At 73.2% G+C, this 14,310-nt stretch carries 11 protein-coding genes; 8 read left to right on the top strand and 3 right to left on the bottom strand.

Annotation, left to right across the window (positions count from 1 at the left end; translation table 11 throughout):
- Positions 1–2 precede the first annotated feature (2 nt).
- The 4 genes from pcaG to V8690_RS37230 all read left to right on the top strand — a co-directional run bounded on the left by pcaG (position 3) and on the right by V8690_RS37230 (position 3,874).
- Complete coding sequence (pcaG, locus tag V8690_RS37245) at positions 3–608, top strand: protocatechuate 3,4-dioxygenase subunit alpha (protein ID WP_338784452.1); 606 nt, start codon at positions 3–5, stop codon at positions 606–608.
- Positions 605–1,900: a 3-carboxy-cis,cis-muconate cycloisomerase gene (gene pcaB / locus V8690_RS37240; RefSeq protein ID WP_338784451.1), complete on the top strand. Its 1,296-nt coding sequence runs from the start codon at positions 605–607 to the stop codon at positions 1,898–1,900. The genes pcaG and pcaB overlap by 4 nt, the downstream gene beginning before the upstream one ends.
- Positions 1,897–3,018: a 3-oxoadipate enol-lactonase gene (pcaD, locus tag V8690_RS37235; protein WP_338784450.1), complete on the top strand. Its 1,122-nt coding sequence runs from the start codon at positions 1,897–1,899 to the stop codon at positions 3,016–3,018. Before pcaB ends, pcaD begins: the two co-directional genes overlap by 4 nt.
- Positions 3,019–3,082: 64 nt before the next feature.
- Positions 3,083–3,874 (top strand): SDR family NAD(P)-dependent oxidoreductase, encoded by a 792-nt coding sequence (locus tag V8690_RS37230; protein ID WP_338784449.1) that lies wholly within the window; start codon positions 3,083–3,085, stop codon positions 3,872–3,874.
- Between the two features lies 1 nt (position 3,875).
- On the opposite strand, the gene V8690_RS37225 is transcribed toward V8690_RS37230, so the two are convergent.
- Positions 3,876–6,560: an AAA family ATPase gene (locus V8690_RS37225; protein WP_338784448.1), complete on the bottom strand. Its 2,685-nt coding sequence runs from the start codon at positions 6,558–6,560 to the stop codon at positions 3,876–3,878.
- A gap of 486 nt (positions 6,561–7,046) precedes the next feature.
- Here V8690_RS37225 and V8690_RS37220 point away from each other — a divergent pair, with 486 nt between their 5' ends.
- Entirely contained in the window at positions 7,047–8,375 is a 1,329-nt protein-coding gene (locus V8690_RS37220; protein WP_338784447.1) for a DUF2510 domain-containing protein, read from the top strand.
- Between the two features lie 172 nt (positions 8,376–8,547).
- Here the strand turns inward: V8690_RS37220 and V8690_RS37215 are convergent, their stop codons facing one another.
- Positions 8,548–9,138 (bottom strand): TetR/AcrR family transcriptional regulator, encoded by a 591-nt coding sequence (locus V8690_RS37215; protein WP_338784446.1) that lies wholly within the window; start codon positions 9,136–9,138, stop codon positions 8,548–8,550.
- Here V8690_RS37215 and V8690_RS37210 point away from each other — a divergent pair.
- Together V8690_RS37210 and V8690_RS37205 are read left to right on the top strand one after the other, a co-directional pair.
- Entirely contained in the window at positions 9,052–9,855 is an 804-nt protein-coding gene (locus V8690_RS37210) for a phosphatase PAP2 family protein (RefSeq protein ID WP_338785594.1), read from the top strand. The two genes, V8690_RS37215 and V8690_RS37210, sit on opposite strands and share 87 nt — an antisense overlap.
- A complete protein-coding gene (locus V8690_RS37205) occupies positions 9,852–10,811 on the top strand; it encodes a hypothetical protein (RefSeq protein ID WP_338784445.1) in 960 nt (319 codons plus the stop codon). The genes V8690_RS37210 and V8690_RS37205 overlap by 4 nt, the downstream gene beginning before the upstream one ends.
- On the opposite strand, the gene V8690_RS37200 is transcribed toward V8690_RS37205, so the two are convergent.
- The gene (locus V8690_RS37200) at positions 10,801–12,852 is read right to left on the bottom strand and encodes a phospholipase C, phosphocholine-specific (protein ID WP_338784444.1); all 2,052 of its coding nucleotides are present in this window, start codon (positions 12,850–12,852) and stop codon (positions 10,801–10,803) included. The genes V8690_RS37205 and V8690_RS37200 overlap by 11 nt on opposite strands.
- A 169-nt stretch (positions 12,853–13,021) precedes the next feature.
- On the opposite strand from V8690_RS37200, the gene V8690_RS37195 reads away from it, so the two are divergent.
- Positions 13,022–14,305: an MFS transporter gene (locus V8690_RS37195; RefSeq protein WP_338784443.1), complete on the top strand. Its 1,284-nt coding sequence runs from the start codon at positions 13,022–13,024 to the stop codon at positions 14,303–14,305.
- Positions 14,306–14,310 lie beyond the last annotated feature (5 nt).

Here is a 14,310-nt window from a genome sequence, read left to right as displayed (position 1 = left end):
CCATGACGAAGATCGACACCGGCAGGCCGGAGAGCGTGCTGCCCACCCCGTCGCACACCGTCGGCCCGTTCTACGGCCACGCCCTGCCGTTCCGTGGCGGCGAGGACATCGCGCCCCTCGGGCATCCGGACACGGTCACCGTGCACGGGTACGTCACCGACGGCGCGGGCAACCCGCTGCCCGACGCCCTGATCGAGCTGTGGGGCGCGGACCCGGACGGCAACGTGCCGACAGCGGACGGTTCGATGCGCCGCGACCCGGCGTCGGGCGGCTTCCTGGGGCGCAACGGCGTGGAGTTCACGGGCTGGGGACGGATCCAGACCGATGCGAACGGCCACTGGTACGCGCGCACCCTGCGGCCCGGCGCGCGCGGGCGGAGCGCCCCGTACATCAGTGTGTGCGTCTTCGCGCGCGGGCTTCTCGTGCACCTCTACACCCGCATCTACCTGCCGGGCGACGAGGCGGTGCTCGCCGACGACCCGCTGTTGTCCCGGCTTGAGGAGGGACGCCGCGACACGCTGATCGCCGTGGCGGAGGCGGGCGGCACGTACCGTTTCGACATCCGCCTTCAGGGCGAAGGCGAGACGGTCTTCCTGGAGTTCCAGTGACAGCTGCGCACGGCGACACCGGCCTGCTCGCCCCCGGGTGGGCCGACTCGGCGGCCGCGTCCGCCACGAGCGACCACGCGTATCTGCGGGCGCTGCTCGACGCCGAGGCCGCGCTGACCCGGGCCCAGGCGGCGCTGGGGCTGGCCCCCGCCGAGGCGGCGACGGCGGTGACCGAGGCGGCCGACGCCGGCGCCTTCGACGTCCGGTCCCTCGCCGAGCGGGCCCGCGCCGGCGGCAACCCCGTCATCGCCCTGGTCGCGGAGCTGACGAAGGCCGTCGGCGACGAGTACGGCCCCTACGTCCACCGCGGCGCGACCAGCCAGGACATCATGGACACGGCGACGATGCTGGTCGCCGTGCGCACCCTGGACCTGGTCCTCGCCGATTTCGGCCGTACGGAACGGGCGCTGGCGCGGCTGGCCGCCGAGCACCGGGACACCGCGATGCCGGGGCGGACGCTCACCCAGCACGCCGTGCCGACCACGTTCGGGCTGAAGGCGGCCGGATGGCGGGCGCTCGTCCTGGACGCGCGGGACCGGGTGAGGGCCGTGAGGGACTCGCTGCCCGCGCAACTCGGGGGCGCGGCGGGCACGTTGGCGGCTTTCGGCGCGTACGGGGCGACCGACCCGGTCGCGCTGCCGGCGGCCTACGCCCGTGAACTCGGCCTGAGCGCGCCGGATCTGCCCTGGCACACCCTGCGGACGCCCGTCGCCGATCTCGCCGGGTGCCTCGCCTTCACGGCGGGCGCGCTCGGCAAGCTCGCCGTGGACGTCCTCACCCTGTCGCGCACCGAGATCGCCGAGGCCGCGGAGAGCGGCGGCGGGGGTTCGTCCGCCATGCCGCACAAGTCCAATCCCGTACGGTCCACCCTCATCGCCTCCGCCGCGCGGCGGGCACCGCAGCTCGCGGCCACGCTGTACGGGGCGATGGCGGCGGAGGACGAGCGGCCTGCGGGGGCCTGGCACGCGGAGTGGGAGCCGCTGCGGGACCTGCTGCGGCTGGCCGGCGGGGCCGCCCGGGACGCCGTCGAGCTGGCGGAGGGACTGCTGGTCAGGCCCGAGGTCATGCGCGAACACCTGGACCTCACCGACGGGTTGATCGTCTCCGAGCGGCTGTCCGCCGAGCTGGCCCCGGTGCTGGGCCGCGCCCGCGCCAAGGAACTCCTCATCCGGCTGGCCTCGGAGGGACGCCCTCTGGCTCAGGCACCGGAGCTGGCGGACGCCGACCTCGATCCCACCCACTACACCGGCTCCGCCGGAGCCCTCACCGACCGTGCTCTGGAGCGACGTTGACACTCCTCGACCACCGTGCCGAAGGGCCCGCTTCCGCACCCCCGCTGCTGCTCGGCCCCTCCCTCGGCACGTCGAACGCCCTGTGGGACAAGGTGGCGCCCGAGCTGTCGATCACCCATCGGGTCGTCCGCTGGGACCTGCCGGGACACGGCGGCTCGGCTGCCGACCTCATCAGCGCGGGCGCGACGGTCGGTGACCTCGCCGACCTGGTGCTGGCGCTCGCCGACGCGCTCGGCATCGAACGGTTCGCGTACGCGGGTGTGTCACTGGGCGGGGCCGTGGGGCTGCACCTCGCGGTGCACCGTCCGCAGCGGCTGTCGTCCCTCGCCGTGATCTGCTCCTCCGCGCACTTCAACGGGTCGCAGCCCTGGGAGGAGCGGGCCGCGCTGGTGCGGCGGGAAGGGCTGGCCGGGCTGGCGGAGAGCGCGGACGCGCGCTGGTTCACGTCCGGTTTCACCGTGCCGGAGCTGGTGGACGACCACCGTCGCGCCGACCCGGACGCGTACGCCGCCTGCTGTGACGCGCTCGCCGCGTTCGATCTGCGGGACCGGCTGCCCGAGATCGCCGTGCCGACCCTGCTGGTGGCCGGGCGGGACGATCCGGCGACGCCGCCCGCGCATCTGCGTCAGATCGCGGACGCGGTGCCGGGCGCGGCGCTCCTGGAGATCCCGGGCGCCTCGCACCTGGCGCCCGCGCAGTGCCCGGAGGTGGTGCTGACCGCGCTGCGGGCGCACTTCGGCGGATCCGCCGGGCGCGGTATGGAGGTGCGGCGCGAGGTGCTCGGCGACGCCCACGTCGACCGGGCGCAGGCCCGGCAGACCCCTTTCACCGCGCGCTTCCAGGACTTCATCTCGCGCTACGCCTGGGGCGAGATCTGGACCGACCCGACGCTGTCGCGCCGCGAGCGCAGCATGATCACCCTCACCGCCCTGGTCGCGCACGGCCACTACGACGAACTGGCCATGCACGTCCGGGCGGCCCGCCGCAACGGGCTCACTCCGGAGGAGATCGGCGCGGTGCTGCTCCAGACGGCGGTGTACTGCGGGGTGCCGACGGCGAACTCGGCGTTCGCGACGGCCCAGCGGGTGCTGGCCGAAGAGGACGGGGCCGCAGGGTGACCCCGCTGGTCGTAGTCTCGGCGGAATCTCGCTCAGTCCCGCACGGCGTGCCTACGGTGGGGGCATGTCCACCATCCTGATCACCGGCGCCACCTCGGGGCTCGGCCGGTACATCGCCTTCGAACTCGTCCGCTCCGGGCATGTCGTCCTCGTCCACGGCCGGGACGCGGGCCGCACCGAGCGGCTGGCCGGAGAACTGCGTGCCGAGGGGGACGCCGAGGCGTTCGTCGCCGACCTGGCCTCGCTGGCGCAGGTGCGCGAGCTGGCCGGGCACGTCGCCGACGCGCATCCCGAACTCGACGTGCTGGTCAACAACGCGGGCGTGGGGTTCGGGTCGCCCGGTGCGGGCCGTGAGCTGAGCGCCGACGGGCACGAGTTGCGGCTGGCGGTGAACTACCTGGCGCCGGTCGTGCTGACCCGGGCCCTGCTGCCGGTGCTGCGGGCGAACGCGCCGGCGCGGATCGTCAACGTCGGCTCGGCCGGTCAGGAACCCCTCGACATCGAGGACCCCGAGTTCAGCCGCGGCTACGACGGCGTGTCGGCGTACTGCCGCAGCAAGTTCGCGCTCGCCGCGCACACCTTCACGCTCGCCGAGGAACTGGAGGGCACCGGCGTCTCGGTGAACGTGCTGCACCCGGCGACCTACATGGACACGGCGATGGTCCGCGAGGCGGACGTCACGCCGTGGAACACGGTGGCCGACGGGGCGGCCGGTGTGCTGGCCCTGGCCACGCGCGACCTGGGCAGCGGCCGGTACTACGACGGGACGAGTCCGGCGCGGGCCCATGAGGCGGCGTACGAGCCCGGGGTGCGCAGGCGACTCGCCGCGGTGACCGACCAGTTGCTGGGCGCCTGAGCTACCCGGGTCCGGCGCCCGCCTTCAGCGCCGCCCGTGCCCGCGCCGCCAGTCCGTCCGCGCCGCAGGAGACCGCCAGGTCCAGGCCGCGGGCGAGGTCGGCCGCCGAGCGGGCGACGATGCCGTACTCGATGCGGGCCGCCGCGTGCTCGTACTGGCAGGGCGAGGACTCCAGGTGGGTGACGGCCTGGGCGGCGAGGCGGACAGCGCGCTGGCCGGTCTCCAGGGCGGCGGCGCAGCGCAGGGCCTCGCCTATGGCGGTGTCCGTGCCGAGGCGCTCGGCCTGGCGGCGGACGTCGACGGCGAGCCGGGCGGCACGGGCCGGGTCCTCGGTGGCCAGGGCCCGGGCGAGGTCGACCGCCCAGGGGACGAGTACGGGGTTGTGGTGCCCGCGTGCTGTCGCCGCCTTCTCGGCGGCCTCCAGTTCGTTGACGCCGTCCTTGGTGCGGCCGACGGCCAGCAGCAGCCGGCCTCGCACCACCCGCGGGTCCGGAAGCACTATGGTCGACGGGTAGGGCGGGGCGAAGCCGTACCGCTCCGCGACGTCCCAGGCCTCGTCCACATGACCGCGGGCGAGCAGCGTGTCGACGAGATTGCAGGTCACGGTCCAGTACAGGGGCAGTCCGCGACCGACCCGCTCGGCGAGGGGCAGCGCCTCGCGCAGGGACTGTTCCGCGTCTTCGAGGCGGCCGCGCCTGCGGTGTGCGACGCCGACGTAGGCGTGCGCCAGGGCGAGGTGTCCGCCCGTCCAGCCGGCGATCTCGTAGGTGCGCACGGCCTCGTTGAAGAGGCTTTCGGCGCGGTCGATGCGGTCGGTGAAGGCGTACGCGTTGGCCAGCATCAGCAGCAGTTCGATGCCCCACTCGCTGCCGGTCCACCCGAGTCCGGGGGCCAGCCGGCCGTTGACGAGGGCGCGGTCGCACAGCTCGACGACCTCCTCGGCGTTCTCCCCGTGCATCAGGGCGTCGAAGCCGCGCAGGATGAGCAGCGCACGTTCGGAGTTGTCCCGGCCGGTGCAGGTCCGCGCGAGCTCGGCCAGGCGCTCGGAGCGGCCCGGTGAGGACACCTCACTGGCGTGGATCCCCTCCCACATGATGCGCACGGCCTCCAGCCGCATCCTGGCGGGTCCGGGTTCCAGCCGGGCCGCCTCCGACTCGACCATGCGGACGGCCTCCTCCAACTGGTCGTTGTGGACCAGTGCCTGGGACAGGCGGACGACGGCGTCCACCCGGTCGTCGCCGTCGAGGCCGGGCATGCCGAGCGCGGTCCGCAGGTGGCCGATCGTCCTGGCGGGCACGGTCAGGAGGGTGGCGCAGCCCAGTTCGTACAGGACGTGTGCGTGGACCTCGGGCCGGGGCGGTTCCTCCAGGGCGCGTTCCAGGCAGCGGCGGGCGGCGTCGGGAGCGCCGACGGCGAGGTGTTCGCGGGCGGCCTCGCGCAGCTGATCGACGAGTTCCTCGTCGTCGTCCGGGTGGACCTCCAGGAGGTGGCGGGCGGCAGCCGCGGCGCCGTGTCCCTCGTCGGTGACGATGCGGGCGGCGATGCCGTGCATGGCGGTGCGCAGGGCGTCCGGGATCGAGGTGTAGACGGCGGTGGCGATGAGCGGGTGGACGAACTCCAGGTCGCCTTCGCCGGTGCGGCCGGTCGCGGGGGCGGGTGCCGTGAGAATGCGGGCGCTGCGCAGCAGTTCGGCGCAGCGGACGGCGTTGTCGCGCTTGAGGGTGGCGAGCTTGGCCACCAGGTCGATGGAGATGCCGGTGCCGAGGATGGCGGCGGCCCAGGCGAACCTGGTGGCGTCGATGCCGAGTTCCTCCAGGCGGGCGACGATGCCGCCGCCGCGGGCCGAGCGGTTCAGTTCGCGCAGTTCCCCGGCCCTGGCCTCGACCGGTTCGAGTTCGCTGTCCTGCACCTTGGCTAGGAGTTCGACGGTTTCGTAGGGGTTGCCGGCGGTGACGGCCCAGACCTCGCGGCAGAACGCGGCATCGGCGTGCTCGCCCAGGGTGGCGCGGGTGAGTCCGGCCGTGGCGTCCGGGGTGAGGGCGTTCAAGGTCGTGACGGGGCCGTCCGCGGCGGCGGCGACGGTGTCGAGGTGCCGCGCGCTCGCGCCGGAGACCTCGCCCGGGCGGCGGGTGACCACGACCAGGACGGACATCTCGTCGAGGCGCTCGGCGAACGCGGCGAGCCAGTGCAGGGTCTCCTGGTCCGCCCAGTGGGCGTCGTCGATGAGCAGCACCAGCGGCCAGTCCCGGCGGGAGAGCCGGCGCACGGCGGCGACCAGGCCGTCGCACACCCCCTGCGGGTCGGCCTGCCGGTCGCCGGGGTCCGCGATGCCGAGGGCGGGGCCGGCGATGTCGTACCAGTCGCCGAGGTACTCGCGTGCCTCCTCCGGCAGCATCGACACCAGTGCCGGTTGCAGTAACTGCCGTACGACGTTGAAGGGGACCGACCTGAGGGTCTCGCCGCCGCGTGCCGACCAGACCGTGCAGCCGTGTGCCTCGGCGATGCGGCGGGTTTCGGCCAGCAGTGCGGTCTTGCCGAGTCCGGCCTCGCCGCGGAAGACCAGCAGTCCGCCGGACGAGGAGCGGTCCGCGCACAGCCTGCCGACCGCCCGTGCGACGGCGGCGACTTCCTCGTCGCGCTCCCACAGGGAAGCCGAGGCGCCGGCCGTGGGCCGTACCTCCGTCATCCCGCTACCTCCCCAAGTCGCCGAACGACGTACAGACGTCGAGCGTAGTCCTCCGATTGCCTGAGTGGAGGGCTGTCCGGGCACGTGTTGCCGTGACGGCTGACACGGAGTGCGGCCGGACGACGCGGCCGGCCCGCCACCAGGCGCCTTCGAGTCAACCGGGCGCAGCAGCAGGGCCGGTGACGTTCATTCACCTGGAACGGGACACACGGCGCGGCCGCCGGGCGTTGGTCGCGGGGTCGGTGGGCAATCTCATCGAGTGGTACGAGTTCGGCGTCTACTGCTGCTTCGCGACGATCACCGCGGCGCGAGCACGCGAGCACCGGGGCCCGGCATGCGAGCGTGCTCGGGTCGGTGCCCCCGGGCCGGGACGGGCTGCGCCTTCCTCCGCCGGCCGGCCGGAGACCGACGCGCCTGCCGCTGGGCTGACGCGATCCGTTCGGCTCCTCTCATGCCACTTTCACCCACGCCTCATACGGTGGGGGCATGACGCAGGAGACTCCTCCCGGGTGGTACCCCGACCCCGGACAGAAAAGTGACGGGCCCGCCACCGAGCGCTGGTGGGACGGCAGGGCCTGGACGGACCGCATCCGTCCGGCGGAGCCGACCGCGACCTGGGGTCCCCCTACGCAGCGGCCGACAGCGGGGGCCTCCCCGACGGATCCGGCGCCTGGTGATGAGCCGTTGTCGGGTCCGGCACCCTCAGCGGGTACGTCGTCCTCGGGGGACACGTCGTCCGCGGGGGAGCCGGGGGCCGCTGGGCAGCCGGCTGATGCGGGGGCACCGGGAGCCCTCGGGCATCCGGGCGATGCCGGACAATCGGGAGCCGCCGGATATTCCCCAGGAGCCTCCGGGCATCCGGGCGATGCCGGACAACCGGGAGCCGCCGGATATCCAGGCAGCGCCGGGTATCAAAGCGGCTCCGGACATCCAGGCGGCGCCGGATATCCGCCCGGCACTGGGTATCCGGCCGTTCCCGGGTATCCCGCCTACCCGGCCGCGCCTCCGGCCGCCGGCCGAGGGCGAGGGTTGCGGATCGGGATAGCCGTGGCGGCAGCCGTCGTTGTGCTCGCCAGCATCGGTGTCGGCGTCTACGCCCTGGCCGGGAACGGCGGCTCGGGCGGCGGTTCCGCCACCTCACAGGGGCCGGGCGGACCCGGAGGCCAGGGCGGGCCGTTCGGCGGGCCGGGCGGATCCGGGGGCTCCGGCGGGGACGGCGGATCCGGCGGCTCCGGCGGCTCCGGCGGTCAGGGCCCGTCGCCCGAGCAGTCCCAGCCGCCGAAGATCAGGAGCGGGTCGGTGACCGACGCGGTCAGCGGGATCAGCCTGCCGATCCCCAAGGGCTGGTACGGCCAGGAGGTCGCGGTCGGCGCGCAGGTGACGTCCGACGACTCCTACAAGTGCCCCGGCGACACCGCCTCGACCTGCACGAAGGGCGGAGCCTACTCGGCACCGGCCCTGGCCCTCGGCACCAAGGGCGGCACCGCCGAGGAGGTCGCGAAGGCGGATATCGCGGCGAACGCCGAGGAGTCCTACGGCGGCAAGTCCTACGGCGGGATCACCTCCCACGACGTGCTGGCCGCCAAGTCCGTGACCGTGGCCGGTCAGAAGGGCTATCTGGTCCGCTGGAAGGCCGTCACGAACAAGGGCGCCGACGGCATCGTGGAATCGCTCGCGTTCCCCTCCCCCGCGAACGCCAAGCAGATGGTCGTCGTGCGCATCGGTGTCGACGCCGACCAGACGGAGTCCGTCCTGGACGAGATCACCAAGGGCATCAAGGTGTCGACGGGCGGCGGCAACGGCCAGGACGTCTGACCGGCCCGGACGACGACCGGAGAACAAGGGGACCTGGACACTGCCGGCCGGGTGGGGCGCCCCCGCCGCTCACAGGGGAACCCCACCCGGCCGGGGTGCGCGCCGCCCCCGTCCCCACGGGTCGGCGCGGTCGGGTCGCCGTCCGGCCATCCCGTGGACGGCGGCCCGGGTCTCAGGTGAGGCCGAGTGCCGGCAGCACGGCCGCCTCCACGAACCGGACCAGGTAGTCCGGGTCCGCGTCCTCGCCCTCCAGGACGGGCCGGATGCGCAGAACACCGAACATCTGCGCCGGGATGTACTCCAGCGCCGGATGATCGGCGGGCACATCCCCCCTTTCGACCCCGCGCCGGATGATCTCCTTCAGCGCGGCGATCTCCGGTTCGACCAGCGCCTCGCGCAACGCGCGCTCCAGCTCGGGGTCCTGGGGCGCGGCGTGAGCGAGCGCCTGGAGGAGCCTGGTGTCCCGGCCCGACAGTTCGCCCGCCGCCCGGGCGGCCTCGCGCAGGTCGTCCGTGAGCGAGCCGGTGTCGATGCAGCGCGTCCGCCGGTGGGAGCGCAGCGCCGCCGCCACGAGCTGGGGCTTGGTCTTCCACTGACGGTAGAGCGTGGACTTGCTGCACCGGGTGCTGGCCGCGATCCCCTCCATGGTGACGGAGTCGTAGCCGCACTCGCGGAGCTGCTCCAGCACGGCGTCGTAGAGCTCCTGCTCGTCGCAGGGCTCTTCCTCGTCTACAAGCTCGGCCGGCAGCTGGCCACGGGCCACACCGCCGAGGCCTTCCACAACGCGCACCGCGTATGGGAGTTCGAACGAGCGGTCCATCTGCCCGGCGAGGGGGCGGTGCAATCCCTGCTGCTGCACGGAGACGGGCTGGTGCACATCGCGAACACCTACTACGCGGCCGTCCACTTCCCGGCCACCGCCGCCTTCCTGATCTGGCTCTACCTGCGCCGCCCGGCCCAGTACGTGTGGGCCCGCCGGGTCCTGGCCGCGGTCACCGCCGCCGCCCTGGTGCTGCATCTGCTGTTCCCGCTCGCCCCGCCGCGCATGCCGGCCGCGACCGGCCTGGTCGACACGGCGCGGCTGTACGGCCCGTCGGTGTACGGCAGTCCCGCGACCGACTCCCCGTCGAACCAGTTCGCGGCGATGCCGTCGCTGCACTTCGGCTGGGCGCTGATGGTGGCGGTCGGACTGATCGTGGCGACTGGCTCGCGGTGGCGCTGGCTGTGGCTGCTGCATCCCCTGCTGACGCTGCTGGTGATCGTCGGCACGGCGAACCACTACTGGCTCGACGCGATCGTGGCGACGGCCCTGCTGGGTCTCGCACTCGCGACGATCCGCCCCCAGACTTCGTCCGGAGGGACCGCCATCTCGCTTCGCTCGCCGCGCCGCACGGCGACCACGGCGGGCGGCACGCAGGGCAGCCTCGTACCGGCCCGGGCACGGGCCGGGGAGCAGGCGCTCGCGAGGGCTGGCCGATGAGCGCCGTCCTCGTCGCCGTGGTCCTCTCCCTCGTCTCCGCCGTCGCCTACGCGGCCGCGGCGGTCGCCCAGGAGCGGCTCGCCTCCCGCTCGCCCGGCTCGGGCACGCTGCGGCTGCTCGGCAGCGGCGCCTGGTGGTGGTCGGTCGGGCTGAACGCGGCTGCCGCGCTGCTGCACGTCGTGGCGCTGAAGTACGGTCCGCTGACCGTGGTCCAGCCGCTTGGCGCGCTCACCCTGGTCGCGGCGGTGCCCATGGGGGCGCGGCTCGCCGGGCGGCGGGTGAGCGCGGTCGAGTGGAGGGGCACCACGCTGACGCTGCTCGGCCTGGGCGCGATCCTGGTCACGGCGTCCGGTCCGGCGCCCGACGACGTACTGAGCGTTCCCGAGGCGCTGGTGGTCGCGGGCGCCACCACGGCCCTCATCGCGATGCTGTCCCGGCCGGGCGCCCGCCCGGGGCTGCGGCACGCCAGCGCGTCCGGCGCGGCATCCGGGGTCGCCTCGGCCCTCACGCAGACCGTGACGGTGGCCGCGACGGACCGGTCCGGTCCGCTGCTGAGCGTCCAGGTGGTCGGGGTGGCGCTGCTCGTGGCGGCCTTCGCGGCCGGCGGGCTGCTGCTGTCGCAGACGGCCTACCGGGGCGGTCTCGGCGGCCCGCTCGCGGTGGTGACCCTGGCCAACCCGCTGGCCGCCGCGGTGATCGGCCTGTCGCTGCTGGGCGAACGCCTCCAGGGCGGCCCGGCGGGCGCGCTGCTCGCGCTCGCCGGGGGCGGCCTGGCGTCCTGGGGCGTGGTGCTGCTCAGCCGGGCGAAGCCGGCGGACGGTCCGGTGGCCTCCCCGGCGGACGACGACCATCCGGTGGCCGCCGTCCTGGCCCTGGAACCCGCTTCGGCCGCCCCCGAACCGGCGTTGGCGCCCCGGCCGCACGATCCGGGGCACCTCACCACGGCTACGCGGTGATGATCGCCGGGTCGCTCACACCCGGCTGCCCGTTCTCGACGTGTCCCGCGAACCGCCGCAGGAAGGCCGCGTCGCCCTCGGCGGTGACGGTCAGGTCGTACCAGCGGCGGCCGGCGGCGAGGTCGACGGTCCGCCGCACCTTCGCGCCCGGGCGGACGGTGACGGTCGAGGGCCGGCCGCCGTACCCGTCGGAGAGCTTCAGCCGTGCCGTCCCGGAGCCCTTGTTGGTGAAGGTCAGCTCGATGTCGTCACCGGCGTGGCGCGCGGTGACCTCGCAGCCGGCCGTCTTGTTCGACCCCTTGAAGACCCGCACGAAGCCGTTCGGGCCGTGCACGGTCAGGTCGTACGAGCCCGCCGAGTAGGCGGAGTTCCAGGTGTCGGAGAGCGTCTTGCCGGCCTCGGTGGTGTACATCCAGGGGCCGTCGGCGCGGTTGCCGGAGATGACGTGGAAGGCGACCCCGGCATTCGGCCCGGAGGCGAAGGCGAGGGTGAGCTTCCCGGCCGCCGCGTCGACCGAGGCGTCCACGTGCGGGGCGTACTTCAGCGGCCGGGCGCGGCGCAGTCCGCGTTCCTGCCGGGGCATGCGCGGGTCGGCGGGCGGGGTCGGACGGTAGTCGGGGTGGCGTTCGCGGTCCTGCGGCTCGTACGCGTCGGTGCCGGGCAGCGGGGCGGGCCGCGGGTCCTTGCGGGAGAAGTCGAACGCGGAGGTCAGGTCACCGCAGATGGCGCGGCGCCACGGCGAGATGTTGGTCTCGCGCACGCCGAAGCGGCGCTCCATGAACCGCAGGATGGAGGTGTGGTCGAGGGTCTCCGAGCAGACGTAGCCGCCCTTGCTCCACGGTGAGACGACCAGCATCGGCACCCGGGGACCGAGGCCGTACGGGCCGGCCGTGTTCTTGCCGTCGCCCGGGAAGAGGTCGAGGGAGACGTCGACGGTGGACTTGCCGCGGGAGGCGTCCTTCGGCGGCAGGGGCGGTACGACGTGGTCGAAGAAGCCGTCGTTCTCGTCGTAGGTGATGAACAGGGCCGTCTTGGCCCAGACCTCCGGGTTGGCGGTGAGAGCGTCCAGGACCTGCGCGATGTACCAGGCGCCGTAGTTCGACGGCCAGTTGGAGTGCTCGCTGAAGGCCTCGGGGGCGGTGATCCAGGAGATCTGCGGCAGCCTGTCCGCCTTGACGTCGGCCTTCAGCAGGTCGAAGTAGCCGTCGCCGGCCTTGGCGTTCGTGCCCGTGCGGGCCTTGTCGTACCACGGGTCGCCGGGCTTGGCGTCCCGGTACTTGTCGAAGTACAGCAGGGAGTTGTCGCCGTAGTTGCCGCGGTAGGCGTCCTCGATCCAGCCCCAGGAGCCCTTCGCGTCGAGGCCGTCGCCGATGTCCTGGTAGATCTTCCAGGAGATGCCGGCCTGTTCCAGGCGCTCGGGGTAAGTCGTCCAGCCGTAACCGAGTTCGTCGTTGCCGAGGACCGGGCCGCCGCCGGTGCCGTCGTTGCCCGTGCAGCCGGACCACATGTAGTAGCGGTTCGGGTCGGTGGAGCCGATGAACGAGCAGTGGTAGGCGTCGCAGACGGTGAAGGCGTCGGCGAGGGCGTAGTGGAAGGGGATGTCCTCGCGGGTCAGGTAGGCCATGGTCGTGGTGCCCTTGGCGGGCACCCACTTGTCGTACTTGCCGCCGTTGTAGGCCTGGTGGCCGTCGGGCCAGGAGTGCGGCAGGCCCTCCAGGAACTGCATGCCGAGGTCGTCGGCGTCCGGGTGGAACGGCAGGATCTCCTTGCCGTCCTTCTCCTGGTGCCAGATCGGTTTGCCGTTGTCGAGGGTGACCGGACGCGGGTCGCCGAAGCCGCGGACGCCTCTCAGGGTGCCGAAGTAGTGGTCGAAGGAACGGTTCTCCTGCATCAGGACGACGATGTGCTCGACGTCCTCGATCGACCCGGTGCGGTGGTTGGCCGGGAGCGCGGCGGCGCGCTGAATGCTGGCGGACAGCGCGCTGAAGGCCGTGGTGGCACCCGCGAGTTGGAGAAAGCGGCGCCGGTTGACTTCGGACATGAAGGACAGACCTCTCATCCTGAGGTACGGGATGGCCGGAACATGACGGAATCTGCGCGGAAGGAGTGTTTCAGGGACACCAAACGTCAAGGAAGGGGCCGGTGACACTCGTGTGAAAGTCGCCGGTACGTGAGGTGTGCCGGGGCGCTGCCCGGGGAGGGTCATGGACGTGACAGAGACGCAGACGGTTTCCCCGCCGACGAAACGGCCCGTTCGCCAGCTCCTCGCCGCCTCGGTGGGCAACGCGGTGGAGTGGTACGACTGGTACGCCTACACGTTTCTGGCCACCTACATCGCCGCCCAGGTCTTCCCGAAGAGCGCGGACAACTCGCTGGTGCCACTGCTGTCCACGTTCGCGGTGTTCGCGGTGGGCTTCTTCATGAGGCCGGTCGGCGGCCTGCTGATGGGCGCGGTCGCGGACCGGCACGGGCGGCGGGCCGCACTGACGGTCACCATCCTGCTGATGGGCGGCAGCAGCCTGCTGGTCGGGCTGACCCCGACGTACGCGGCGGTGGGCGTGCTGGCGCCGGTGATCCTGGTCCTCGCACGGCTGCTGCAAGGCCTGTCCGTGGGCGGCGAGTTCGCGGCCTCGACGACCTTCCTGGTCGAGTCGGCGGGCCCCGGCCGGCGGGGGCTGTTCTCCAGCTTCCAGTACGTGTCGACGACCGTGGGGCAGCTCGTCGCCTCCGGCATCGCCACGCTGCTCGTGGACACGCTGAGCGACGGGCAGATGAACGGCTGGGGCTGGCGGGTGCCGTTCGTCCTCGGGGCCGTGCTGAGCCTGGTCGGCTTCTGGATCCGGCAGGGCGCGCAGGAGACCCGCAGCGCCGAGCAGCAGAAGGCCCCGCGACCCGGCCTGTTCGAGGCGCTGCGCCGGCACCCGCGCGAGTCCCTCCTCATCGGCGGCATCACGGCGGGCGGCACCATCGCCTACTACACGTGGACGTCGTACCTGCCGACGTACGCCGAACTCAACGCGGGCCTTGAGAAATCGGACGCGCTGCTCGCGGGCACGATCTCACTGGCGTTCTTCGCCCTGCTGCAACCGCTCGGCGGCCTGCTGTCGGACCGCTTCGGCCGCCGCCCCCTGCTCCTCTTCTTCGGCCTGGGTTTCGCCCTGCTCACGGTGCCCCTGCTGCACGCCCTGCGCGACTCGTTCGCGGTGCTGCTGCTGGTGCAGTGCGCCGGCATGGTGCTGCTGACGGGGTTCACCTCGATCAGCGCGGCCGTGAACGCGGAGATCTTCCCGCCCCGGGTCCGCGCGGCCGGCATCGGCTTCCCGTACTCGCTGACGGTGGCTCTCTTCGGCGGCACGGCTCCGTACGTGGGCACGCTGTTCAAGGAGGTCGGCCACGCCGGGCTGTTCCCCTGGTATGTCGCGGTGCTCTGCCTGCTGTCATCGCTGGTGTACCTGCGGCTGCCGGAGACGGCGCACGCACCTCTCCGGCGGTGAGAGGG

The organism is Streptomyces sp. DG1A-41, assembly GCF_037055355.1.
Classification (GTDB): domain Bacteria; phylum Actinomycetota; class Actinomycetes; order Streptomycetales; family Streptomycetaceae; genus Streptomyces.
Note: the sequence above shows the minus strand (reverse complement) of the source record. Positions and strands in the feature narration are given on the sequence as shown.

Coding starts and splice junctions, on each gene's coding strand:
- pcaG (WP_338784452.1), top strand. CDS start 3: ATGACGAAGATCGACACCGGCAGGCCGGAGAGCGTGCTGCCCACCCCG.
- V8690_RS37230 (WP_338784449.1), top strand. CDS start 3,083: ATGTCCACCATCCTGATCACCGGCGCCACCTCGGGGCTCGGCCGGTAC.
- V8690_RS37225 (WP_338784448.1), bottom strand. CDS start 6,560: ATGACGGAGGTACGGCCCACGGCCGGCGCCTCGGCTTCCCTGTGGGAG.
- V8690_RS37220 (WP_338784447.1), top strand. CDS start 7,047: ATGACGCAGGAGACTCCTCCCGGGTGGTACCCCGACCCCGGACAGAAA.
- V8690_RS37205 (WP_338784445.1), top strand. CDS start 9,852: ATGAGCGCCGTCCTCGTCGCCGTGGTCCTCTCCCTCGTCTCCGCCGTC.
- V8690_RS37200 (WP_338784444.1), bottom strand. CDS start 12,852: ATGTCCGAAGTCAACCGGCGCCGCTTTCTCCAACTCGCGGGTGCCACC.